Raw genomic sequence first — 23,617 nt, forward strand, 5'->3', positions numbered from 1 at the left:
CTCAGGCCTCCTTGACGCGCGAGGTGCGGGGGGCCTGCTCGGTCCGCGCCGGAAGGGCGCGGCCGAGACCGCTGACCCGCGGGGACAGGAACGCCCGGGTCCGGGCGAACATCGTCATGATCGGGTGACGGAAGAGGAAGACCACGACCAGGTCGAGCACCGTGGCCAGGCCGAGCGCGAAGGCGAAGCCCTTCACCGTGCCGACCGAGACGACGTAGAGCACCACGGCCGACATGAGGGTGATCGCGTTGGCCGAGATGATCGTGCGGCGGGCCCGGATCCACGCCCGCGGCACCGCGCTGCGCGGGCTGCGCCCCTCGCGGATCTCGTCCTTGAGCCGCTCGAAGTAGATGACGAACGAGTCCGCCGCCACGCCCAGTGAGACGATCATGCCGGCGATGCCGGCGAGGGTGAGGGTGAAGCCGATCTGCCGGCCGAGCACCACCAGCGCGCCGAAGACCAGCAGCGCCGACAGCACCAGGCTCAGGAAGATGACCGAGCCGAGCAGGCGGTAGTAGAAGAACGAGTAGATGATGACCAGCAGCATGCCGATGCCGGCGGCGAGCAGGCCCGCGCGCAGGTGGCTGGCGCCCAGCGTGGCGGTGATGTTCACCTTGTCCTGTTGCTCGAAGGTCACCGGCAGCGCGCCGTAGCGCAGCTGGCTGGCGAGGGCGCTGGCCGCCTTGTTGTCGAAGCTGCCGGTGATCTGCGAGTCACCGGTCAGCACGCCCTGGATCTCCGGCGAGGAGACCACCTTGTTGTCGAGGACGACGGCGACCCGGCACTTGCCGTCCTGGCCCAGCGCGGTCTGGTCGCACGCCTGGCCCTCGTTGGTGAACGCCTCCCGGGTCAGGCTGGTCCACTTCTCCTGACCCTTGCCCTTGAAGTCGAGGCTGACCACCCAGGAGCTGGTCTGGTCGAGCACCGCGTTGGCGTCGCCGACGTCGGTGCCGAGCACCTTCGCCACGTCGAGCAGGTACTTCTGGACGCCGTCCTCGCAGGCGACCGCCTTCTGCTTCTCGTCCTTGATCGACGCCGCCGGGCGCTGGTCGAGCTGGGCGCAGCCGATCGTCGGGACGTTGAACTGCATCTCCGCCGGCAGCACCGCGACCTCACGCGCGGAGAGCGTGCCGAACGGCTTGAGCTTCTCGCCCAGCGACGGGTCGGTGGTCAGATCGGCCGGGGCCTGTAGCGCGGTCGCGGCCTGCCAGGCGGCGGCCCCCACCTTCTGCTGGACGGCCTTGCGCTGCTCCTCGACACCCTGCGGCACCGGCTCGGCGCTGGCGCTGGGCGACGGTGCGGCGGCGCTCGGCGAGGCCGGCGCGGAGGCGCTGGCGCTCGGGGCCGGCGCCCCGCCGCCCTGTCCGCCGGCGCTCGGCGACGCGCTCGCCTTCGCCCCGGCCGAGGCGCTGCCGGACGGCTTGGGGCTGGCGCTGCCGGACGGCTTGGGGCTGGCGCTGCCGGACGGGGCCGGGGCCGGCGTGGCGGCCGGGGGAGCCACCGCGCCGCTGCCGTCGGCGACCTTGAGCACCTTGCGGAAGCGCAGCTCGGCGGCGCTGCCGACGTCGGTGAGGTCGCGGTTCTCACCGGGCAGGGAGATGACGATGTTCCGGTTGCCCTCGGTGACCACCTCGGCCTCGGCCACGCCGTAGGCGTTGACCCGGCTCTCGATGATCTGGCGGGCCTCTTCGAGGTTCTCCGCCGTCGGGGGCTTGCCGTCGATGCTGTTCGTCGCCTCGAGCGTCAGCCGGGTGCCGCCGATCAGGTCCAGGCCGAGCCGAGGCTCCAGCCGGTCCTTGAAGCCACCACTGGCGCCGCCCGAGAAGAACACCATGAGATAGAGGACGACGAAGATGAGCCCGAGCACGGCGAGCTGCCGTCCGGGCCGCATCTGTCCCTGAGGTGGTGGTGCCACGGCTGTCTGTCTCCCTGTTACGGTCGCGCTGCCGAGGCGGCGGCGCGAGTGTCGGGCCGGGGGTACCGGCGACGGGTGTCCGGGCCGGCGACGCGACGCCGACACGGCTGACCACGACCGGCGCGGGGGCGCCGGCCGGCAGCCTTCGGGTGTCGGCGTCGGGTGTCGACCCAACTATCCAGTTTTAACGGCGTCTCCGCTGCCCCGTCGGGGAGGCGGTCACTCCTTGACGGTCTCGGCGTCCTCGCTGACCGGCTCGGTCGACTCGACCTGCTCGGCCTTGCTCACCACCCGGGCGATGGCGGGACGGGCGTACCGGGTCTGCACGCCGGGGGCTACCTCGAGCAGGACGGTCTCGTCGTCCACGCCGGCGACCGTGCCGTAGAGACCGCCGATGGTGACCACCTCGTCGCCGGGGGCGATGGCGGACTGCATCTGCTCCGCCTCGCGGCGGCGCTTCTGCTGGGGGCGGATCATCATGAAGTACATGACGCCGAAGAGCAGGGCGATCATGAGGATCGGCGTGAGACCGCCGACTCCCCCTCCACCCGCTGCTGCGTAGTGCACGGTTACTGACCTTCCGATTGGCCTCCGGCCCGGCACGAGGGGCACCGGAGCGGAGGCGGATTCTCACGTCCTGTACAAACCGCGGCGAAGTCTAGTCCCTGCACCTGGGAACGCCGAATGCGGCGCAGATCACGTTCGGATCACGGCTGATCAGGCGCGGCGGAGAACAGATCGGGAACGACAGGAGCATCGGCGCCAAATGTACCATTCGGTGGGGTACGCCCCAGGTGCCGCCAGGCCGCCTCAGTCGCCACCCGCCCCCGGGGCGTCCGGGCGAGCAGCCCCGCCCGGACCAGGAACGGCTCGCAGACCTCCTCGACCGTGTCCGGCTGCTCCCCCACCGCCACCGCCAGGGTGGACAACCCGACGGGCCCGCCCCGGAACGAGTCGACCAGCGCGGTGAGCACGGCCCGGTCCAGCCGGTCCAGCCCGAGCGCGTCGACGTCGTACACCGTCAGGGCCGCCCGGGCGGTCTCCACGGTGACCACGCCGTCGGCCCGGACCTCGGCGTAGTCCCGCACCCGGCGCAGCAGCCGGTTGGCGATCCGGGGGGTCCCCCGGGACCGGCCGGCGATCTCGACGGCGCCGTCGTCGGTGATCGGCACGCCGAGGATGTGCGCCGACCGGCGCAGCAGCACCTCCAGATCGGCCGGGGAGTAGAAGTCCAGGTGCGCGACGAAGCCGAACCGGTCCCGCATCGGCCCGGTCAGCAGGCCGGACCGGGTGGTCGCGCCGACCAGGGTGAACGGCTCGACGTCCAGCGGGATGGCGGTGGCCCCCGGGCCCTTGCCGACCACCACGTCGACCCGGAAGTCCTCCATCGCGCTGTAGAGCAGCTCCTCGGCCGGCTTGGCGATCCGGTGGATCTCGTCGATGAACAGCACGTCGCCCTCGGCGAGGCTGGTCAGGATCGCCGCCAGGTCGCCGGAGCGCTCGATCACCGGGCCGCTGGTCACCCGGATGCCCGCGCCCAGCTCGGCCGCCACGATGTTCGCCAGGGTGGTCTTACCCAAGCCGGGCGGGCCGGACAGGAGGATGTGGTCGGGCGGGGAGCCGCGCCGCATCGCGCCCTGGAGCAGCAGGTCGAGCTGGTCGCGGACCCGGTGCTGGGCGATGAACTCCGCCAGCCGCTTCGGCCGGACGCTGGCCTCGGCGTCCCGCTCGGCGTCGTTGACGTACGCCGAGACGAGGTTGCCGTCGGGGCCCGTCATCGGGTCCGGCCGAGCAGCCGGATGGCCTGCTTGAGCAGCACCGGCACGGGCGGGGGCGGCCCGTCGACGGTCTCCGCCACGGCGGCCACCGCCTGGTCGGCCTGGCCGGCCGTCCAGCCCAGCCCGACGAGGGCCTGGCGGACCTGCTCGGGCCAGGCGCCCCCGGTCACCCCGGCCGCCCGGGTCAGCGCCGCCGTGTCGGCGTTGGCGATCGCCTTGCGCACCGCGTCCGGGGGGTGCACGGCGAGCACCGCCTGGGCCAGCCGGGGGCCGACCCCGCTGGCGGTCTGGAGCAGCTCGAACAGTTGCTTGGCGTCGTCGTCGGCGAAGCCGTAGAGGGTGAGCGAGTCCTCCCGGACCACCAGGCTGGTGGCCAGCCGGGCGGGCTGGCCGACCCGCAGGTCGGCGAGCGTGCCGGGGGCGCAGTACACCGCCAGGCCCACCCCGCCGACCTCGACCACGGCGTGGTCCGGGCCCGTCGCGGTCACCGTGCCGCGCACACTGGCGATCATCGTGCTCCTCCTCGTCGTACCCGGTCGGCCGCCTCGGCCAGCTTCGAGCGGGTGCCGCCGCGCCAGACGTGGCAGATGGCCAGCGCGAGCGCGTCGGCCGCGTCGGCCGGCTTCGGCGGCTCGGGCAGCCGCAGCAGCCGGGTGACCATGGCCGTCATCTGCGCCTTGTCCGCCTGGCCGGATCCGGTCACGGCCGCCTTGACCTCGCTCGGGGTGTACGTCTGCACCGGCAGGCCGGCCCGCGCGCCGGCCAGCACGGCGATCCCGCTGGCCTGGGCGGTGCCCATCACGGTGCGCACGTTGTGCTGGCTGAACACCCGCTCGACGGCGACGGCGTCCGGCCGGTGCTCGGCGACCAGGTCGGTGAGCGAGCGGTCCAGGTGCAGCAGGCGCAGCGGCAGGTCGTCGCCGGGGTCGGTGCGGACCACGTGGTAGGCGACCAGGGTGCAGGGCCGGCCCGGCACGCCCTCGACCACGCCGACCCCGCACCGGGTCAGCCCCGGGTCGACGCCGAGCACGCGCACGCCGCCTCCCTCCCCCAGCCGCCAGCAGTACGTGTGTTCGACACCCTACTGGTCGCCCCGGACACCCCCCGCCGGGGACACGCCGGGGCACCCGGGGCTCCGGGTGGCCGGGGGCCGGGTGGGCCGTCCACCACACAGTCGCGGTGGCGAGTATGTGTCGCCGCCCCATGTGCCCTCGGCCACACAGCTCGTAACTTCATGCGCCATGACGGCAGAACCCGTGGCGGTCCCCCACGTCGTACACCTCGACCTGACCGGTCGCACCGCCCTGGTGACCGGCGGTGGCAGCGGCATCGGCCGGGCCTGCGCCCTGCGGCTGGCCGCGGCCGGCGCGTCCGTGCTGGTGGTGGACCGCAACGTCGAGGCGGCCAAGGTGGTGGCCGACGCGGTGGGCGGCCGGGCGCAGGGGGTGGACCTGGCCGACCCGGCGGCGGTGGACCGGCTCGACGCCGACGTCGACATCGTGGTCAACAACGCCGGGTTGCAGCACGTCGCCCCGGTCCAGGACTTCCCGGCCGAGCGCTTCGCCCACCTGCACCGGGTGATGGTGGAGGCGCCGTTCCTGATCGTGCGCCGGGCGCTGCCGCACATGTACGCCCGGGGCTGGGGCCGCATCGTCAACATCTCCTCTGTGCACGGGCTGCGGGCCTCGCCGTACAAGGCCGCGTACGTCTCGGCCAAGCACGCCCTGGAGGGGCTGTCGAAGGTGGTCGCGCTGGAGGGCGCGGCGCACGGCGTGACGGCCAACTGCATCAACCCGGCGTACGTGCGGACCGCGCTGGTGGAGAGCCAGATCGCCGACCAGGCCGCCACCCACGGCATACCCGAGGCCGAGGTGGTGCAGAAGATCATGCTGGCCCGGGCGGCGATCAAGCGGCTGATCGAGCCGGAGGAGGTCGCCGAGCTGCTGGCGTACCTCTGCTCGCCGCCGGCGGCGTTCATCACCGGCGCCTCGATCGCCCTCGACGGGGGCTGGACGGCGAACTAGTGGCCTCGCGCACAATGTCGGTCATGTCGTCGCCGGTGGAGTTCCTGGAACTGCTCGCCCGGGAGGCCGCCGCGGTGGAGTTCGAGGGGCCGCTGGTGGCCGCGCGCACCGCCGGCCTGCCCGCCGACCGGCTGGCCGAACTGGAGCAGGCCAAGGTGGTCGCGCTGCGGGTCCGCGCACTGCTGGAGCGGCGGCGCCGCCGGGAAACCGAGCTGTCCGGCCTGTACGACACGGCCAGCGACCTGGCCGGGCTGCGCGACCTCGACGCCGTGCTGCGGGCGATCGTGCACCGGGCGCGCAGCCTGCTCGGCACCGACGTGGCGTACATGACGCTCGACGACGACGAGCGCGGCGACACGTACATGCGGGTCACCGACGGGTCGATCTCGGCGCGGTTCCAGCGGCTGCGGCTGCCGATGGGCGCCGGCCTGGGCGGGCTGGTGGCGCAGTCCGGCACCCCGTACGTCACCGCGAACTACCCCGAGGACGAGCGCTTCCACCACACCGGGGAGATCGACGCCGGGGTGGGCGAGGAGGGCCTGGTGGCGATCCTCGGCGTGCCGCTGCGGCTGGGCCCCACCTCGATCGGCGTGCTGTACGCGGCCAACCGCTCCGCCCGGCCGTTCGCCCGGGAGGAGGTGTCGCTGCTGGTCTCCCTCGCCGCGCACGCGGCGGTGGCGATCGACACCGCCCGGCTGCTGGCGGAGACCCGCTCGGCGCTGGAGGAGCTCTCCGCGGCCAACACCACCATCCGGGCGCACAGCAGCTCGGTGGAGCGGGCCGCGGCGGCGCACGACCGGATGACGGCGCTGGTGCTGCGCGGCGGCGGGGTCGAGGACGTGGCCTCGGCGGTCACCGACGTGCTCGGCGGGGCGCTGCTGGCGCTGGACGCCGAGGGACGGCGGTTGGCCCGGGTGGGCGAGATCGACGAGCCGGACCGGGCGGACCTGGTCGAGGCGGTGGCCGCGTCGCGGACCGAGGGACGCAGCGTACGGCGGGGCCGGGTCTGGTACGCGGCGGTGGTGGCCGGCGCGGAGAACCTGGGCGCGCTGGTGCTGCGCCCCGACGGCGAGCTGGTCGACGCCGACCAGCGGATCCTGGAGCGGGCGGCGCTGGTGACCGCGTTGCTGCTGCTGTTCCGCCGGACGGTGGCCGAGGCCGAGGGCCGGGTCCGGGGGGAGCTGCTCGACGACCTGATCGCCCGGCCGCTGGCCGACACCGACGCGCTGCGCAGCCGGGCCCGGCGGCTCGGGGTGGACCTGGACGCCCCGCACGTGCTGGTGGCGGTCGGTGACGACGCGATCGCCGCGACCGGCTCGGCCCGGCAGCGGGCCCTGTCCTGGGCCACCACGTACGCCTCGACCCGGGGCGGGCTGGCCGCGGCGCGCGACGGCCGGGTGGTGCTGATGCTGCCCGGCGCCGACGCCGGCGGCGCGGCCCGCGCGGTGTCCCGGGACCTGGCCCGGGTGACGGGGCGGCCGGTGACCGCCGGGGCGAGCGGCCCCTCGACGGACCCGGCGTCGCTGGCGGCGATCTTCCAGGAGGCGGGCCGCTGCCTGTCCGCGCTCGGCGCGCTGGGCCGGGCCGGGCAGGGGGCGAGCACCGCCGAGCTGGGCTTCGTCGGGCTGCTGTTGGGCGCGGTCGGCGACGCCGGCGACCGGGACGTGGCCCGCTTCCTCGCCGGCACGGTGGGGCCGGTGGTCGACTACGACGCCCGGCGGGGCACGGCGCTGGTGAAGACCCTGGAGGCGTACTTCGGGGTGGGCGGCAGCCTGGCCCGCGCGGCCGAACTGCTGCACGTGCACGTGAACACGGTCACCCAGCGGCTGGAGCGGGTCGGCCAGCTGCTCGGCGCGGACTGGCAGCGGCCCGAGCGGGCCCTGGAGGTGCAGCTCGCGCTGCGCCTGCACCGGCTCCGCGAGCCGAACCGCTGACGCCCACCCGCTGCGGCCCCCGGCCCCGCCCGCAGCCCGGAACGGCCGCAACCCGGGGACCCGCCTCGGGGCCGGCGGCCCCGGCACGGGGTCAGCGGGCCCGGATGCCGTTCAGGACGCCGTCGACGATCCGGCCGGGCAGGGAGTCGTCGTCCAGTTCGGGGTTCCAGCGCAGCATCCGCTGCACCAGCATCGGCCCCGTGAGCAGGGCCATCACCACCTCGATGTCGAGGTCGGCGCGCAGTTCGCCGCTGCGTACCCCCCAGCGGAGCACCTCACGCATGAGCTGCCGGCGGGGCTCGATGATGTTCTGGTAGATCCGGAAGTGGTCCGGGCTACGGTTCACCTCCGGCACGAGGCAGGGCATGATCTTCGCGGCCCGGGGGTCGATGTTGTGCCCGACCGCGCCGACCAGCAGCACCAGGTCGTCCCGGACGGAGTTCCCGGTCGGCTGCGGAAGGACGCCCTTGAGGCGGCGCAGCGCGTCGAGCAGCAGCGCGTCCTTGCCCGGCCAGCGCCGGTAGATGGTGGCCTTGCCCACCCCGGCCCGGGCGGCGATGGCCTCGATGGAGAGCGCCTCGATCGTGCTGCCCTCGGCGAGCAGGTCGAGGGCCGCCTCCACGATCGCCTCGTCCGCACGGGCGCTCCGCGGTCGGCCGGGCGACCGCGGAGCGTCGGCGGCGGAAGTCATGTCCGACATTCTTCCCTTACCTATGCGGTCCCGGCCAACTCCGGTTTCCCGGTCACCGGCGCCGCGGCCGGTGGCTGGCCCTGGTCCCGGCCGGGCATCCAGCGCAACGCCACCACGATGCCGAACGCGGCGACCGCCGCCGAGAGCGCCGCCGCCCAGTGCATCGCCGAGACGAAGGCCTGGTTGGCCGCCGTGACCAGCGTCGGCCCCGCCGGGCCGAGCTGTCCGGCCGCGGCGTACGCCCCGGAGATCGACTCACCGGCCGCCTCGTGCGCCGCGGCGGGCAGGCCCCGCAGGGCCGGAGCGACGTCCTGGCGGTACAGCGCCGACAGAACCGAGCCGAGCACGGCCACGCCGAGTGCGCCGGCGACCTGCCGGACCGTGTTGCTGACCGCCGAACCGACCCCCGCCTTCTGCCTCGGCAGCGCCGACATGATCGACTCGGTGGCCGGCGGCATGATGTTCGCCATCCCGGCGCCCTGGAGGAAGAAGAACACCAGGACCATCCAGATCGGCGTACCCCCGTCGACGAACGCGAACGCCCCCAGCGACACCACGGTCAGCGCCAGGCCGACGACCGCGACCGCCCTGCCCCCGTATCTGCGGACCATCGCCGCGCTGCGCGGGGCGAAGATGAGCTGCGAGGCGGCGAAGGGCAGGAAGAGCAGGCCGGTCTCCAGCGGGCTGTAGCCGCGGACCAGTTGCAGGTAGAACGAGCTGAAGAACATCACGCCCATGGCGGCGAAGAAGATCAGCCCGACCATCGCCACCGGAGCGGCGAACTGCGGCACCCGGAACAGCCGGACGTCCAGCGACGGGTGGTCGCTGCGCAGCTCCAGCACCACGAACCAGGCCAGCACGGCCACGCCGCCGACGATCGACGCCCACACCAGCGGCCGGTCGAAGCCGTGCTCGCCACCGTCGATGATGCCGTAGGTCAACGCGACCAGGCCCACCACCGACAGCAGCACGCCGGGAACGTCGACCCGGCCCGGGTCGGGGTCGCGGGACTCGGGGACGAGCAGGGCGACCAGGACCACGCCGAGCACGACGACCGGCACGTTGATCAGGAAGACCGAGCCCCACCAGAAGTGCTCCAGCAGCGCGCCGCCGAGGATCGGGCCGATCGCCACGGCAAGGCCGACCGCGCCGGCCCAGATGCCGATCGCCCGGCCACGTTCCCGGGGGTCGAAGACGTTGGAGATGATCGACAGGGTCACCGGCATGATCGCCGCGCCACCCAGTCCCATCAGCGCGCGGGCCGCGATCAGTTGGCCGGGGCTCTGCGCGTACGCGGACAGCAGCGAGGCGAGGCCGAAGAACACCAGTCCGGCCACCAGGAACCGCTTACGCCCGGCGCGGTCGCCGAGCACACCGAAGGTGAACAGCAGGCCGGCGAAGACCAGGGTGTAGGAGTTGATGGACCACTCCAACTCGCCCTGGCTGGCGCCGAGACCGTGCACGGGATCGGCGAGGGTGCGCAGGGCGACGTTGAGGATGGTGTTGTCGAGGACGACGACGAGGAGGCTGATCACCAGCACCCCGAGAATCGCCCACCTCCTCGGATGTCCGGTGTTCTCGTGCAGCTGCATGGCCGGCTCTCCCCCGGTTCACCCGCGGCGCAAATACGAAACGGGTCAGACTCGTAACGCCAGCGAGCCTAAGCGAGGTTTTTTCGATACGGAACCGCCCCGTATCGTTTGTGCCCCACATCACCCCCACGCCCTTTCGCGGTGATCAAGAGGTTTGCGTCAGGTTTGCGCCCGGATGCCGGCGCAAACCTCTTTATCACCGCGTAGGGCCGGGGTGGGGTGGGTGGGGGTGTGAGCGGGGGCATGGTGGGGGTGGAACATGGGGTGGGGTGGGGGCGTTACAGATGGCGGACGATCGAGTAGCGGTGTGCTGCTGACCGGGATGGAATGCGGGCCGGGTGTCGGTCGTTACATCTGGACCCGGCGCCACGAGCCTTCGCAGGCCGGTGCCGGATGGATCTCCCCCTTTTTGATCTTCTTGGGCGCCTTGACGTGGTGCTTACACGCCTGCCCTCCCCGGGGTTGGGTGTGTCGACCCCCGAATTGGAGTCACCCCCATGAACACGATCATGCGTAAGAGCGTTCTCGGTATCGCTGGTCTCGCGTTCGCCGGTGGTGTGTTCGCCGGTCCGGCCACCGGCCACGCCGCTCCGGCCGTCGAGTCGGCCCCGAAGGCGGTCGCCGTGCAGGCCGACAAGCCGGGCGTGGACAAGCCGGGCGTGGACAAGGGCAAGCTGATCCCGCACGGTGTGCGGGGCGAGCAGTCGCGTATCACGCTTGACGGTGAGCAGACCGCCAACGTCAAGGCGATCGTCGCCGCGACGAAGAAGGCCGGCCTGGACGAGCGGGCCGCCGTCATCTCGGTCGGTACCGCGTTGCAGGAGTCGAAGCTGGAGAACCTGGGCCACCTGGGCGACCGTAACGACCACGACTCGCTGGGCCTGTTCCAGCAGCGCCCGTCCAGCGGCTGGGGTTCGCCGGAGCAGATCACCGACCCCGAGCACTCGACCCTGGCGTTCCTCAAGGGCCTCAAGCAGGTCGACGGGTGGCAGGACATGCCGCTGACCCAGGCCGCCCAGACGGTGCAGGTGTCCGCGTACCCCGACGCGTACGCGCAGTGGGAGCAGCAGGCCGCCGACCTCGTCGCCGAACACTGGAACAGCTGACCCACCGAACAGCCAACTGGCCGGGTCCCCGACGACGGGGACCCGGCCAGCCAGCAGTGCCGAGTTGACCCGGGGTGCCGGCCGAGCTATCTGCGGCGCGCCGCCAGCCGGCGCAGCACCAGAGCGGCGCTGCCCCAGATCCCGCGCCGGAACAGCAGCACGACGAGTACGAAGATGCCGCCGGTGACCAGGCCGATCGCCTCGAATCCGGAGAACGACAGCCAGTCCTCCAGGCGGACCACGATCCCCGCGCCGAGCACCCCGCCCCACAACGTGCCGATGCCGCCGAGCACCACCACGATCACCGCCTTGCCGGAGGTGGTCCAGTGCAGCACGTCGAGCGAGACGAACCGGTGGCCGAGGGCGAACAGCCCGCCGCCGAGCCCGGCCAGGAAGCCGGAGAGCACGAACGCGGTCAGCTTGTACCGGTGCACGGGGTAGCCGAGCGCGCGGGCCCGGGCCGGGTTGTCGCGGATGCCGACCAGCACCCGGCCGAACGGCGAGTGCACGATCCGCCAGGCGGCGGCCAGCCCGAGCGCCACGATCGGCAGGATCGCGTAGTAGAAGTAGTAGTCGTCGGTGAGGTCGAGGCCGAACAGCGAGCGGGGCACGCCCTGGAGGCCGTTCTCGCCGCGGGTGACCGAACGCCACTCGTTGGCCACGTAGTAGACCATCTGGGCGAAGGCCAGGGTGACCATCGCGAAGTAGATGCCGGTCCGCTTCACCGCGAGGTGGCCGATCGGCACGGCCAGCGCCGCCGAGGCGAGCGCCCCGACCAGCACGGCCACCGGGAACGGCAGGCCGGCGTGGATGGCGACCAGCCCGGTGACGTACGCGGAGGTGCCCCAGAAGGCGGCGTGGCCGAAGGACATCAGCCCGGTGAAGCCGAGCAGCAGGTCGACCGAGACGGCGAACAGCGCCCAGCAGAGGATGTCGACGGCGACCGCCGGGTAGAGCCCGTTGGGCAGCCAGAGCGCGGCCACCACGGCGACGGCGAGCAGGGCGTACCGGATCCGGCCGGGCGCGCGGGCGACGGCGGCCAGGGCGGACGGCGGGGTGGGGCGGGCCGCGTCGGCGGGGGTGTCGACGGCGCTGGTCATGCCGGGGCCTCCTCTCTGCCGAACAGGCCGGCGGGCCGCCACAGCAGCACGACGGCCATCACGACGAACACGGCAGTCTGGGACACGATCGGGAAGTCGGACAGGTACGCCTCACCCCATGCCTGGACCAGGCCGATGCCGAACCCGGCGGCGACCGAGCCGAAGATGGAGCCGAGGCCGCCGATCACCACCACCGCGAAGACCACGATGATCAGGTCGGCGCCCATCAGCGGGTTCACCGCCCGCATCGGCGCGGCGAGCACCCCGGCGAGCCCGGCCAGGCCGATGCCGAAGCCGAAGACGGGGGTGACCCAGCGCCCGACGTCGATGCCGAAGGCGCGGGTCAGCTCGGGGCGTTCGGTGGCGGCCCTGACCACCAGGCCGACCCGGGTGCGGCTGAGCACCCACCACACGGCGACGCAGAGCAGCACCGTGAAGCCGAGGATGAACACCCGGTACGTCGGGAAGTCGAACAGCCCGAGGTCGAGCGAGCCGCTCAGCTCGGCGGGGGTGGCGTACGGGCTGGACTGCACGCCGTACCGGTTCTTCACCAGGTCCTGGAGGATCAGGGTGAGGCCGAAGGTGAGCAGGAAGTTGTAGAGCGGGTCGAGCCGGGTCAGCCGGTGGATGACCGCCCGTTCCAGGGCCATGCCGAGCAGGCCGAGGGCGACCGGCATGACCACCAGGGCCGCCCAGAACGGCACCCCGGCCTCGCTGAGCAGCACGTACGCCCCGAACGCGCCGAGCATGTAGAACGCGCCGTGGGCGAAGTTGACCACCCGGAGCATGCCGAAGATGACGGCGAGGCCGAGGGCGAGCAGGGCGTAGAACGCCCCGCTAACCAGCCCGTTGAAGGTGTTCTGGAGGAAGCCGGTCACAGCGCGCAGTCCGGGGACGGGGCGCGGAACGCCTCCGCGGCCGGGATGGTCTTGAGGACCTTCACGTAGTCCCACGGCTCGGTGACCTCGGCGGCCGGCTTGACCTGGGCCAGGTACGCGTCGTGGACCACCCGGTGGTCCTCGGCGCGGATCTTCCCGTTGCGCAGGAAGACGTCGTCGACGGTCTTGCCCTCCAGGCCCCCGACGACGGTGTCGGCGTCGTCGGTGCCGGCGGCCTGGACGGCCTCCAGGTACTGCGAGGCGGCGGAGTAGTTGGCCGCGTGGGCGAACGACGGGCGGGTGCCGGTCTCGGCCCGGAACCGGTCGGCGAACTCGCGGTTGCGCTGGTCGAAGTTCCAGTACCACGCGTCGGTGTAGGTGGTGCCGGCGAGCGCGGCCGGGGTGAGGGAGTGGATGTCGGTGATGAACATCAGGCCCACCGCGAGGCCGATGCCCTTGTCCCGCAGCTTGAACTCGTTGTACTGCTTGACCACGTTGACCAGCTCGGCGCCGGCCTGCATGGTGCCGAGCACGTCCGGCTTCGGCTTCAGCGTCGGCGCCTTGAGCAGGTACGTCGAGTAGTCGCCGGCGGTGTTCGGGAACGGCGCGCCGTCCCGGCCGACGACCGCCCCGCCGGCCTGGGTGATCGCGGTGGAGAAGCTCTTCTCCATGTCCTGGCCGAACGCATAGTTCGGGTAGAGGATGTACCAGTTCTTCCCGATCTGCTCGGTGGTGCTCTTCCCGGTCCCGTTGGCCAGCATGTACGTGTCGTACGCGTAGTGGAACGTGTACCTGTTGCAGCTCTTGCCGGTCAGGTCGGTGGTGGCCGCGCCGATGTTGAAGTAGAGCTTCCGCTTCTCCTTCGCCACGTCGGCCACCTTCAGGGCGGCCGACGAGGTGGGCACGTCGAGGATCAGGTCCACACCCCTGCGGTCGTACATCTCGGCGGCCTTGCTGTTGGCCACGTCGGGCTTGTTCTGGTGGTCGGCGGTCTCCACACTGATGTTCCTCGTCACGGCCCGGTCGCCGTACTTCGCCTTGAAGTCGGCGACGGCCAACTCCACGGCCTTGACCGAGTTCTTCCCGGACAGCTCCGAGTAGGCCCCGGACTGGTCGTTGAGGACGCCCAGCACGATCCTGTCGCCGGTCAGCTTCTGGCCCCCGGAGGACTGTGGCCCACCCCCGCCGCAGCCGGCGACCAGCAGCACCACCACGGCCGACGCCGCGGCCACACCCACGCTCCTACGCATGTCCGTCCCTTTCGTCCGCGCGCCGCGCGGCTCAGCGTCGACGTCAGATCCCGAGGTACGCCAGCAGCTCGCGTTCCCGCGAGCGCACCTCTGAGTTGTCCATCGCCTCCGCGATCCGTCCCTCGGCCAGCAGGTAGTGCCGGTCGGCGACGCCGGTGGCGAAGTGCAGGTTCTGTTCCACCAGCAGCACGGTCACCCCGTGCCGCTTGGCCTGGCGCAGCAGGTCGGCGACCTGCCGTACGAGCAGCGGGGAGAGCCCCTCGGTGGGCTCGTCGCAGAGCAGCAGCCGGGCGCCCATCCGCAGCACCCGGGCCAGGGCGAGCATCTGCTGCTCGCCGCCGGAGAGCATGGTCGCCGCCGAGGCGCGGCGGTCGTACAGGGCGGGGAACGCCTCGTACACCCGCTCCAGCGGCCACGGGTCGGGGCCGACCCGGGGCGGCAGGGTGAGGTTCTCGGTGACGGTGAGGGTGGCGTAGCTGCCCCGGTCGTCGGGGACCCAGCCGAGGCCGAGCCGGGCCCGCCGGTGCGCCGGTAGCCGGCTGACGTCGCGCCCGTCGAGGGCTATCACGCCACTGCGGCCCGGGTGCAGGCCCATCACGCAGCGCAGCAGGGTGGACTTCCCGGCGCCGTTGCGCCCGACCAGGGTGACCACCTCCCCGGCGGAGACGTCGAGGCTGACCTCGCGCAGCACCCGCGCCTGTCCATACCAGGCGGAAAGGTTGTCAATGCGCAGCATCCGCGGCTCCCAGGTAGGCGGTGATCACGCGTTCGTCGGCGCGGACCTGCTCGTACGGGCCCTCGACCAGGACGCGGCCGGCCTGTAGGACGGTGACGGTGTCGGCGAGCCGCCCGACGACGCTCATGTTGTGCTCGACCAGCACCACGGTCCGGCCCTGCCGGACCCGGGCGACCAGCTCGACGGTACGGTCGACGTCCTCCAACCCCATCCCGGCGGTCGGCTCGTCGAGCAGCAGCACCTTCGGGTCTAGGGCGAGCGCGATGGCCAGTTCCAGGGCCCGCTTGCGCCCGTACGCGAGTGCCTCGGCGGGGGCCCCGGCCAGCTCGGCGAGGCCGACCATGGTCAGCAGTTCGTCGGCCCGGTCGCGGTAGCGGCCCATCAGCTTCGCGGAGCGCCAGAACCGCCAGCCGAGCCCGCTCGGCGACTGCAACGCCAGCTCCACGTGCTCGCCGGCGGACAGCTGCGGGAAGAGGCTGGTGATCTGGAAGGAGCGGGCGACCCCGAGGCGGGCGACCCGTTCCGGGGGCAGCCCGGTGACGTCGCGGCCGGCCAGCTCGATCCGCCCGGCGGTGGGGCGCAGGAAGCCGGTGAGCAGGTTGAACAGGGTGGTCTTGCCGGCGCCGTTCGGGCCGACGAGGGCGTGCACGCTGTCCGGCGCGACGTCGAGGTCGACGGCGTCGACGGCCCGGAAGCCCCGGAAGTCACGGGTCAGCCCGCGAGCCGACAGCAGACCTTGCCCGGCCATCGCCACACCCTCCGCAGGTCTCTGCGACGGCCGGGTCGGTGACCGGAGTCACAGGGCCGTCGCGTGCAGGAAACCTACGGCGCGCAAGAGGGGTCGAACTATGTCGATGGATCACACATTCACGGGGCGGCGGGGGTAACCGTGCCACATGACCGGCGCGGCGGATGTGATCGACAGTGGTGCGTCGGGGCGCGGAACCGTCCGGCGCATGTGGCCGCGCCACCGGGCATCCGGCGGCGGGCCCTCGGCCCCCGTCCCGGCGCCGACCGGCGACCGGCGAGGGGACGGCCCGGGTCGGTCAGCCGGTCAGCGCGTCCAGGGCCAGGTCGACGTCCGCCTCGGTGGAGTACAGGTGGAACGAGGCCCGGACCCGCCCGGCGCGTACCGCCGCCCGCACCCCGGCCCGCTCCAGCCTCTCCTGCGCCCCCGGCACCTCGACGGTGACGATCGCGCTCTCGCCGGGCGGCCGGCCCAGCCCGGTGCGGAACCGGTTGGCCAGCGCCACGTCGTGCTCGTGCACCGCCGGCAACCCGATCTCGGCGAGCAACTCCAGGGCGGGGGCGGCGCCGACCCAGCTGAACCACGCCGGGGAGTGGTCGAACCGCCGGGCGTCGCCGGCCAGCCGCAGCGGCGGCCCGTAGAAGGAGGTGTGCGGGTCCTCGGCCGCGTACCAGCCGGCGGCGTCGGGGCGCAGCCGCTCGCGCAGCGCGGGCGCGAGGTAGCCGAAGGCCGCCCCACGCGGCGCCATCAGCCACTTGTACGCTCCGACCGCGACCACGTCGGCCCGGCCGGCGTCGAACGGCAGCCAGCCGCACGCCTGGGTGGCGTCCACGGCCACCAGGGCGTCATGCGCCCGGGCGGCGGCTACGATCCGGTCGTAGTCGGCGATCGTGCCGTCGGCGGACTGCACCAGGCTGAACGCGACCAGGTCGGTGTCGGCGTCGATCGCGTCGACCAGGCCGGCCGCGGGCACCGTCCGCACCTTCACGCCCCGCTCGGCCTGCACCAGCCAGGGGAAGAGGTTGGCGGTGAACTCGACCTCCGGCACCACCACCGTCGCGCCCGCCGGCAGGGACGCCGCGACCGGGGCCAGTAGCTGGGAGACCGTGCTGCCGACCGCGACGTCGGCCGCCGGCACGCCGACCAGACCGGCGAAGGCCGCCCGGGACCGCCCGGTCGCCTCGCCCCAGCCCTCCCATGAGGTACGCCCCACCCGCCAGTCGGCCAGCGCCGCCTGAAGCGCCGCCCAGGCCGGCTCGGGCGGCAGCCCGTAGGTCGCCGTGTTCAGCCAGCCGGGTTCCGGATGCCACAGGTTCCGTGCCTGTTCCAACTCCATGCCATCGACGGTATTGCGCCCACAGTGGTCGGGGCAGGGCCAATCCACCGGCGGTGGCCGGCCCCGGCCGGGGCCGGGGGTCAGCTCACGTTGGCCGGGCCGAGGACGCTCTTCAGGTCGCCCATCAGCGCGGTGGTGGCGGCGACCCGGAACGGCCCGAGCCGCAGGGTGGTGGTCTTGCCGCCGTTGAGGAGTTTGACGTGCACCTCGGTGTCGCCGGGGTGCAGCACCAGGGTCTCCTTGAGCCGCTCCACGAGCGGTGGGGTGCAGCGGTGCACCGGGATGGTGAGGGTAACCGGCTTGCTGCCCGGGTTGCTGCTGACGTCCGGCAGTTGCATGTCCATCGCCATGATGCGCGGGGTGTCGTCGCGGCGGTCGACCCGCCCCTTGACCACCACGATGGCGTCCTCGGCGATGTACTGGCCGATCACCTCGTAGGTGTTGGGGAAGAACAGGGCCTCCACGCCGCCGGCGAGGTCCTCCAGGGTGGCCGAGGCCCAGGCCCGGCCCTGCTTGGTGACCCGCCGTTGCACGCCGGAGAGGATGCCGGCGAGGGTGACCACCGCGCCGTCGGGGACGGTGCCCTCCTCGGACAGGGCGGCGATGGTGCAGTCCGCCGCCGCGCCGAGCACGTGCTCCAGGCCGAACAGCGGGTGGTCGGAGACGTACAGGCCGAGCATCTCGCGTTCGAAGGCCAGCTTGTCCCGCTTGTCCCATTCGGCCTCGCCGATGGTCGGCATGACCGTGGTGCTGCCGGCGCTCTCGGTGTCGCCGAAGCCGGCGCCGAACAGGTCGTACTGGCCGACGGCCTCCTTGCGCTTGACGTCGGCGTACGCGTCGATGGCGTCGGCGTGGACCTGTAGTAGTCCCTTTCGTGGGTGGCCCATGACGTCGAACGCGCCGGCCTTGATCAGCGATTCGATGGTCTTCTTGTTGCAGACCACCGCGTCGACCTTGGACAGGAAGTCGTAGAAGTCGGCGTACTCGCCCTTCTCCTGGCGGCAGCGCATGATCGCGGCGACGACGTTCGCGCCGACGTTGCGGATCGCGGCGAGGCCGAACCGGATGTCCTTGCCGACCGGGGTGAACGGCCCGGCCGAGGTGTTCACGTCGGGCGGCAGGACCTGGATGCCCATCCGCCGGCACTCCGACAGGTAGAGCGCCATCTTGTCCTTGTCGTCGCCGACGGAGGTGAGCAGCCCGGCCATGTACTCGGCGGGGTAGTGCGCCTTCAGGTACGCCGTCCAGTAGGAGACCAGCCCGTACGCGGCCGAGTGCGCCTTGTTGAAGGCGTACCCGGCGAACGGGACCAGCACGTCCCACACGGCCTGGATGGCCTCGTCGGAGTAGCCGCGCTCGCGGCAGCCGTCCCGGAACGGCACGAACTCCTTGTCGAGGATCTCCTTCTTCTTCTTGCCCATCGCCCGGCGCAGCAGGTCGGCCTGACCGAGGGTGTAGCCGGCGAGGATCTGCGCGGCGCGCTGCACCTGCTCCTGGTAGACGATCAGGCCGTAGGTCGGCGCGAGGATCTCCCGCAGCGGCTCCTCCAGCTCCGGGTGGATCGGGGTGATCTCCTGGAGGCCGTTCTTGCGCAGCGCGTAGTTGGTGTGCGAGTCCACGCCCATCGGTCCGGGCCGGTACAGCGCCAGGACGGCGGAGATGTCCTCGAAGTTGTCCGGCTTCATCAGCCGCAGCAGCGACCGCATCGGCCCGCCGTCGAGCTGGAACACCCCCAGCGTGTCGCCCCGGGCCAACAGCTCGTACGCGGCCTTGTCGTCCAGGTCCAGGCCCAGCAGGTCCAGGTCCTTGCCGTGGTTGAGCTGGATGTTCTTGACCGCGTCGTCGATGATCGTCAGGTTGCGCAGGCCGAGGAAGTCCATCTTCAACAGCCCGAGCGACTCGCACGTCGGGTAGTCGAACTGGGTGATGATCACCCCGTCGGCGTCCCGGCGCATCAGCGGGATGTGCTCGATGATCGGCTCGGCGGACATGATCACGCCGGCCGCGTGCACACCGGTCTGCCGGATCAGCCCCTCGATGCCCTTCGCGGTGTCGATCACCTTGCGCACGTCCGGGTCCGACTCGTACAGGCCCCGGATCTCCCCGGCCTCGGCGTAGCGGGGGTGCTTCGGGTCGAAGATGCCCGACAGCGGGATGTCCTTGCCCATCACCGCCGGCGGCATCGCCTTGGTGATCCGGTCGCCGACCGCGTACGGGAAGCCGAGCACCCGGGCCGAGTCCTTGATCGCGGCCTTCGCCTTGATCGTGCCGAAGGTCGCGATCTGGGCGACCTTGTCCTCGCCCCACTTCTCGGTGACGTACTTGATCACCTCGCCGCGCCGGCGCTCGTCGAAGTCGATGTCGACATCCGGCATCGAGACGCGCTCGGGGTTGAGGAACCGCTCGAAGATCAGCCCGTGCGGGATCGGGTCCAGGTCGGTGATGCCCAGCGCGTACGCGACGAGCGAACCGGCGGCCGAACCACGCCCCGGGCCCACCGCGATGCCCTGGTTCTTCGCCCACTGGATGAAGTCGGCGACCACGAGGAAGTACGACGGGAAGCCCATCTGGATGATGACGCCCAGCTCGTACTCCGCCTGCACGACGTGCCCCTCGGGGATGCCACCGGGGTACCGGCGGGCCAGCCCGGCGAACGTCTCCTTACGGAACCACGACTCCTCGGTCTCCCCCTCCGGGATCGGGAACCGCGGCATCAGGTTGTGGAACTCGAACATCCCGGTCGGGTCGACCTTCTCGGCGACCAGCAGCGTGTTGCGGCAACCCTGGAGCCACAGCTCGGACGAGTCCACGGCGCGCATCTGGTCGGCGGACTTGATGAAGTAGCCGCCGCCCTCGAAGCGGAACCGGTTCGGGTCGGCGATGTTGCTGCCGGTCTGCACGCAGAGCAACACGTCGTGCGCCTCGGCCTGGGCCTCGTGGGTGTAGTGCGAGTCGTTGGTGACCACCGGCGGGATGCCGAGCTTCTTCCCGATCTCGGTGAGCCCCTCGCGGACCCGCTGCTCGATGCTCAGCCCGTGGTCCATCAGCTCCAGGAAGTAGTTCTCCTTGCCGAAGATGTCCTGGTACGCGGAGGCGACCTTGATCGCCTCGTCGAACTGGCCGAGCCGCAGCCGGGTCTGCACCGCGCCGGAGGGGCAGCCCGTGGTGGCCATGATCCCCTCGGCGTGCTCGGCGATCAGCTCCATGTCCATCCGGGGCCACTTGACGTAGTGGCCCTCCATCGAGGCGCGCGAGTTGAGCGTGAAGAGGTTGTGCAGGCCCGTCTTGTTGGCCGCCCACATCGTCATGTGGGTGATCGCGCCGTTACCGGAGATGTCGTCGCTCTTCTGCTCCGGCCGGCCCCACTTCACCCGCGCCTTGTGGTACCGCGACTCGGGGGCGACGTACGCCTCGACGCCGAGGATCGGGGTGATCCCGGCGGCCATCGCCTGCTTGTAGAAGTCGTTCGCGCCGTGCATGTTGCCGTGGTCGGTCATCGCGACCGCGGGCATGCCGAGCCGACCCGCCTCGGCGAAGAGGTCCTTGAGCCGGGCCGCACCGTCGAGCATCGAGTACTCGGTGTGCACGTGCAGATGCGCGAACGAATCGCCCATGCAGAGCGCCCCCCCGGGTCGGATCATGGGTCGGCCGGACTGGCCGGGCACCACCCTACCGACGTGATCGAGCCGGCTCCACCGTCCGCGCCGGGGGTGGTGGCCCGCGTCTCCACCGGCCGCCCCGACGAGCCTCGTCCCACAACAACGATGTGCCGGGTGACAATAGTGTGTGGCATACAGTATGGTGTGAGGCATGGTGAGCGACGACATCCTGCGGACCCATCTCCAGGAGCTGCGCCGGGGCACGGTGGTGGTGGCGAGCCTGGTCGCGCTGCGCCAGCCGGGCTACGGCTACGCGCTGCTCCAGCAACTCACCGACCACGGCTTCCCGGTGGACGCCAACACGCTCTACCCCCTGCTGCGCCGACTGGAGGAGCAGGGGCTGCTGACCAGCGAGTGGAACACCGAGGAACGCCGGCCGCGGAAGTTCTACCGGACCAGCGAGGACGGCGAGACGGTGCTGCGCCTACTGCTGACCGACCTCGCCGCCGTGCAGAAATCCCTCACCGGCCTGATCGAAGGAGTGGACCGATGAGTTCGCTGACCGACCGCTACCTCGCCGCGACCCTGCGCGCGGTGCCCACCCCACGGCGGGAGGAGATCGCCACCGAGCTGCGCGGCTCGATCGAGGACATGATCGAGGGCCGGACCGGCGCCGGGCAGGACGCCGCCACCGCCGAGCGCGAGGTGCTCAACGAGCTCGGCAACCCCGACCGGCTCGCCGCCCGGTACGCCGACCGCCGGTTGCAGCTCATCGGCCCCACCTACTACCTGCACTGGCAGCGACTGCTGCGGCTGCTGCTCAGCTTCGTCCCGGCGCTGGTGGGCACGCTGGTCGGCCTGGCCCGGGCAGCCGCCGGAGACGGCCCGACCACCGCGATCACCTCCGGATTCACCACCGCCTTCGACGTCGCGATCCAGATCGCGTTCTGGGTGACCCTGGTCTTCGCCATCGTCGAGCGCGTCGACCCGTCGCTGAAGCTGCCGGCGTGGACGGTCGACCAACTGCCCGAGGTGCCGGCGAAGAGGGACATGACCCTGACCGACATCGCCGCGTCGGTCGCCCTGCTGCTGTTCACCGCGGCCTTCCTGCCCTGGCAGCACTTCTGGTCGTGGGTGAAGGACACCGACGGCGAGCGCATCCCGCTGCTCGACCCGGTGCTGTGGCGGTCGTGGCTGCCGGTGCTGATCGCCGTGCTGCTGGCCGGGGTGGCCTTCGAGCTGGTCAGGTACCGCGTCGGGCGCTGGACCTGGCCGCTGGTCACGGTGAAGGCCGCGCTGGACCTGGCGTTCTCGGTGCCCGTGGTCTGGCTGCTGGTGGACGACCGGCTGCTCAACCCGGCCCTGGTCGAGCGCTTCGCCTGGCTCCAGGACGAGGGCAACCGACAGTCGATCACCGTCATCGCGATCATCACGGCGGTGGTGGTCCTGGTCTGGGACCTGATCGACTCCGGCGTCAAGGCCCGGCGCGCCGGCTGACCGCCCCCGCTGCGGCGGCCCGGCACGTCGGCACCCGGCGGGCCGGGCCGCCGCGGCGGATCAGAGCGGGTACGGCGGGCGCGCCGCCGCCGGGGCCGGCGACACCCGGTCGAACGGCATCGGGGTACCGCCGGTCCACCGGTGCAGGGTCGCCGTCGCGTCCTGGCGGCGCTGCCCGTCCACCACGATCCACCCGCCGGTCACCAGGTAGAAGCTGCCGTCGCCGAGCGACTCCAGGCCCCGGCTGCCGGGCGACACCCAGCCCCGGACCCCGGTACGCCGGTCGGACAGGCCGCCCCCGGCGAGGGTGGCGAGCCGGCCGGTCTCCCCCGCCGGCTGCCCGCGCACCACGCCCCGCCGGGGCGGGGTCGCCCCGTCGACGGCGTACAACGAGTAGTTCGGCCAGGCCCGCTTGCCGCCGGGGTACACGGCCATCAGCCACCGGCCGGTGTGCCGGTCGTACTCCAGGTTCTGCACCCCGAAGGCGGTGTTGCCGGTGCGGACGAAGACCTTGTCGTCGGCCGTCCGAGGGCCGCTGCGGTGCAGGCGGCGCTGGTCCAGTGGCCGGGCGAAGCGCTGCCACCCCCGCACGTCGAAGGCGAGCAGCACCTGGTGATCGTTGTCGCGGCGCCGGGTGTCGGGGTAGACGCCGTACGCCACCATCAGCACGTCCGGGCCGTCCGGGTCGCCGAGCGGGGGCCCGAACGAGATGCCGTCCACGCCGCTGGCGCCGTAGCGGTGCCGCCGCGGCGCGACGCCGGCCGGCAGGCCCGCGGCGCCCGCCCCGGCGGCGAAGTCCTCGGTGACGTCACGCAGGTGCACGGTGGTCAGTACCCCACCGGTCTGGGCGTCGATGCCGACCCGGTCGATCCGGGCGCCGTCGAAGATCGCCACGTAGAACGCGCCGGCGTCGCGGTACTCCAGCGACCCGTACACCCGGCCGTCACGCCGGTCGAGGTCGAGGTCGCCCAGGTGCCCGGTGATCCCGGTGACCGTGCCGAGCACCCGGCCGGCGAGATCCGTCCTGACCAGCACCTCGGTGAAGGACCAGTAGACCGACCCGCGGCGCCGGTCGACCGCGATGCCCTGCACGTGCGAGGTCGGCCAGGCGCCGCCGTAGATCACCGCCGGCAGTTCCCCCGGCCCCCGGCGCGGGGAGGCGTCGGCCCGGGACGGCCGGCCCGGCAGGGTGTCGGCCAGCACGCCCACGCCCAGCGGGGCGAGGGCGTCCCGGGCCGACTGGGCCAGGGCGTTGACCGGGGCGAGCGCTGCCACCAGGGGCAGCACGGCCGCGACGACGACGGCGACGGCGTTCCTACGCACTGTTACTCCGAGGTACTCCGGTGACCGGGCGGTCGCAGACACTATCCGGACAGTGGGCACGACACACCACGAACAGGTCAACCGGGGATGAAGCGTACAGCGGGCCCGGC

At 72.3% G+C, this 23,617-nt stretch carries 20 protein-coding genes; 5 read left to right on the forward strand and 15 right to left on the reverse strand.

Annotated features, from left to right (window positions below):
• Nucleotide 1 precedes the first annotated feature (1 nt).
• The 5 genes from secD to ruvC form a co-directional block, all read right to left on the reverse strand.
• Nucleotides 2-1,891, reverse strand: a complete 1,890-nt coding sequence (secD, locus tag OOK41_RS23440) for a protein translocase subunit SecD (RefSeq protein WP_266267955.1) — start codon at nucleotides 1,889-1,891, stop codon at nucleotides 2-4.
• A 243-nt stretch (nucleotides 1,892-2,134) separates the two neighbouring features.
• Complete coding sequence (gene yajC, locus OOK41_RS23445; protein WP_117671560.1) at nucleotides 2,135-2,428, reverse strand: preprotein translocase subunit YajC; 294 nt, start codon at nucleotides 2,426-2,428, stop codon at nucleotides 2,135-2,137.
• 194 nt (nucleotides 2,429-2,622) lie between these two features.
• Nucleotides 2,623-3,693: a Holliday junction branch migration DNA helicase RuvB gene (gene ruvB / locus OOK41_RS23450; RefSeq protein WP_117671558.1), complete on the reverse strand. Its 1,071-nt coding sequence runs from the start codon at nucleotides 3,691-3,693 to the stop codon at nucleotides 2,623-2,625.
• A complete protein-coding gene (ruvA, locus tag OOK41_RS23455; RefSeq protein WP_266266720.1) occupies nucleotides 3,690-4,205 on the reverse strand; it encodes a Holliday junction branch migration protein RuvA in 516 nt (171 codons plus the stop codon). The genes ruvB and ruvA overlap by 4 nt, the downstream gene beginning before the upstream one ends.
• Nucleotides 4,202-4,729, reverse strand: a complete 528-nt coding sequence (gene ruvC, locus OOK41_RS23460) for a crossover junction endodeoxyribonuclease RuvC (RefSeq protein ID WP_117671554.1) — start codon at nucleotides 4,727-4,729, stop codon at nucleotides 4,202-4,204. Before ruvC ends, ruvA begins: the two co-directional genes overlap by 4 nt.
• 205 nt (nucleotides 4,730-4,934) lie before the next feature.
• On the opposite strand from ruvC, the gene OOK41_RS23465 reads away from it, so the two are divergent.
• Complete coding sequence (locus OOK41_RS23465; RefSeq protein WP_266266721.1) at nucleotides 4,935-5,717, forward strand: 3-hydroxybutyrate dehydrogenase; 783 nt, start codon at nucleotides 4,935-4,937, stop codon at nucleotides 5,715-5,717.
• Between the two features lie 14 nt (nucleotides 5,718-5,731).
• A complete protein-coding gene (locus tag OOK41_RS23470) occupies nucleotides 5,732-7,651 on the forward strand; it encodes a helix-turn-helix domain-containing protein (protein ID WP_266266722.1) in 1,920 nt (639 codons plus the stop codon).
• 91 nt (nucleotides 7,652-7,742) lie between these two features.
• Here the strand turns inward: OOK41_RS23470 and OOK41_RS23475 are convergent, their stop codons facing one another.
• The gene (locus OOK41_RS23475) at nucleotides 7,743-8,351 is read right to left on the reverse strand and encodes a TetR/AcrR family transcriptional regulator (protein WP_266266723.1); all 609 of its coding nucleotides are present in this window, start codon (nucleotides 8,349-8,351) and stop codon (nucleotides 7,743-7,745) included.
• Between the two features lie 11 nt (nucleotides 8,352-8,362).
• Complete coding sequence (locus tag OOK41_RS23480) at nucleotides 8,363-9,934, reverse strand: MFS transporter (RefSeq protein WP_266266724.1); 1,572 nt, start codon at nucleotides 9,932-9,934, stop codon at nucleotides 8,363-8,365.
• Nucleotides 9,935-10,431: 497 nt separating this feature from the next.
• Here OOK41_RS23480 and OOK41_RS23485 point away from each other — a divergent pair, with 497 nt between their 5' ends.
• Nucleotides 10,432-11,040: a hypothetical protein gene (locus tag OOK41_RS23485; protein ID WP_266266725.1), complete on the forward strand. Its 609-nt coding sequence runs from the start codon at nucleotides 10,432-10,434 to the stop codon at nucleotides 11,038-11,040.
• 86 nt (nucleotides 11,041-11,126) lie between these two features.
• Here OOK41_RS23485 and OOK41_RS23490 read toward each other — a convergent pair whose 3' ends face one another.
• The 7 genes from OOK41_RS23490 to dnaE form a co-directional block, all read right to left on the reverse strand.
• Complete coding sequence (locus OOK41_RS23490; protein WP_266266726.1) at nucleotides 11,127-12,140, reverse strand: branched-chain amino acid ABC transporter permease; 1,014 nt, start codon at nucleotides 12,138-12,140, stop codon at nucleotides 11,127-11,129.
• Entirely contained in the window at nucleotides 12,137-13,018 is an 882-nt protein-coding gene (locus OOK41_RS23495; protein ID WP_117669334.1) for a branched-chain amino acid ABC transporter permease, read from the reverse strand. Before OOK41_RS23495 ends, OOK41_RS23490 begins: the two co-directional genes overlap by 4 nt.
• On the reverse strand, nucleotides 13,015-14,268 hold the full coding sequence (locus OOK41_RS23500) for an ABC transporter substrate-binding protein (protein ID WP_117669335.1): 1,254 nt from the start codon (nucleotides 14,266-14,268) through the stop codon (nucleotides 13,015-13,017). The genes OOK41_RS23495 and OOK41_RS23500 overlap by 4 nt, the downstream gene beginning before the upstream one ends.
• Before the next feature lie 43 nt (nucleotides 14,269-14,311).
• Nucleotides 14,312-15,004 carry an ABC transporter ATP-binding protein gene (locus tag OOK41_RS23505; protein WP_117669336.1) on the reverse strand — a complete coding sequence of 231 codons (693 nt, stop codon included), beginning with the start codon at nucleotides 15,002-15,004 and terminating at the stop codon, nucleotides 14,312-14,314.
• Nucleotides 14,991-15,752: an ABC transporter ATP-binding protein gene (locus OOK41_RS23510; protein ID WP_266266727.1), complete on the reverse strand. Its 762-nt coding sequence runs from the start codon at nucleotides 15,750-15,752 to the stop codon at nucleotides 14,991-14,993. The genes OOK41_RS23505 and OOK41_RS23510 overlap by 14 nt, the downstream gene beginning before the upstream one ends.
• Before the next feature lie 298 nt (nucleotides 15,753-16,050).
• Nucleotides 16,051-17,088, reverse strand: a complete 1,038-nt coding sequence (locus OOK41_RS23515) for an aminotransferase class V-fold PLP-dependent enzyme (protein WP_117669337.1) — start codon at nucleotides 17,086-17,088, stop codon at nucleotides 16,051-16,053.
• Nucleotides 17,089-17,168: 80 nt separating this feature from the next.
• A complete protein-coding gene (gene dnaE, locus OOK41_RS23520; RefSeq protein WP_266266728.1) occupies nucleotides 17,169-20,702 on the reverse strand; it encodes a DNA polymerase III subunit alpha in 3,534 nt (1,177 codons plus the stop codon).
• A 196-nt stretch (nucleotides 20,703-20,898) separates the two neighbouring features.
• Between dnaE and OOK41_RS23525 the strand changes: the two genes are divergently transcribed.
• Together OOK41_RS23525 and OOK41_RS23530 are read left to right on the forward strand one after the other, a co-directional pair.
• On the forward strand, nucleotides 20,899-21,240 hold the full coding sequence (locus OOK41_RS23525) for a PadR family transcriptional regulator (RefSeq protein ID WP_266266729.1): 342 nt from the start codon (nucleotides 20,899-20,901) through the stop codon (nucleotides 21,238-21,240).
• Nucleotides 21,237-22,184: a permease prefix domain 1-containing protein gene (locus tag OOK41_RS23530; RefSeq protein WP_266266730.1), complete on the forward strand. Its 948-nt coding sequence runs from the start codon at nucleotides 21,237-21,239 to the stop codon at nucleotides 22,182-22,184. Before OOK41_RS23525 ends, OOK41_RS23530 begins: the two co-directional genes overlap by 4 nt.
• 60 nt (nucleotides 22,185-22,244) lie before the next feature.
• Here OOK41_RS23530 and OOK41_RS23535 read toward each other — a convergent pair whose 3' ends face one another.
• On the reverse strand, nucleotides 22,245-23,507 hold the full coding sequence (locus OOK41_RS23535; RefSeq protein WP_266266731.1) for a hypothetical protein: 1,263 nt from the start codon (nucleotides 23,505-23,507) through the stop codon (nucleotides 22,245-22,247).
• Nucleotides 23,508-23,617 lie beyond the last annotated feature (110 nt).

The sequence above is a fragment of the Micromonospora sp. NBC_01655 genome (assembly GCF_026339755.1).
GTDB lineage: Bacteria > Actinomycetota > Actinomycetes > Mycobacteriales > Micromonosporaceae > Micromonospora.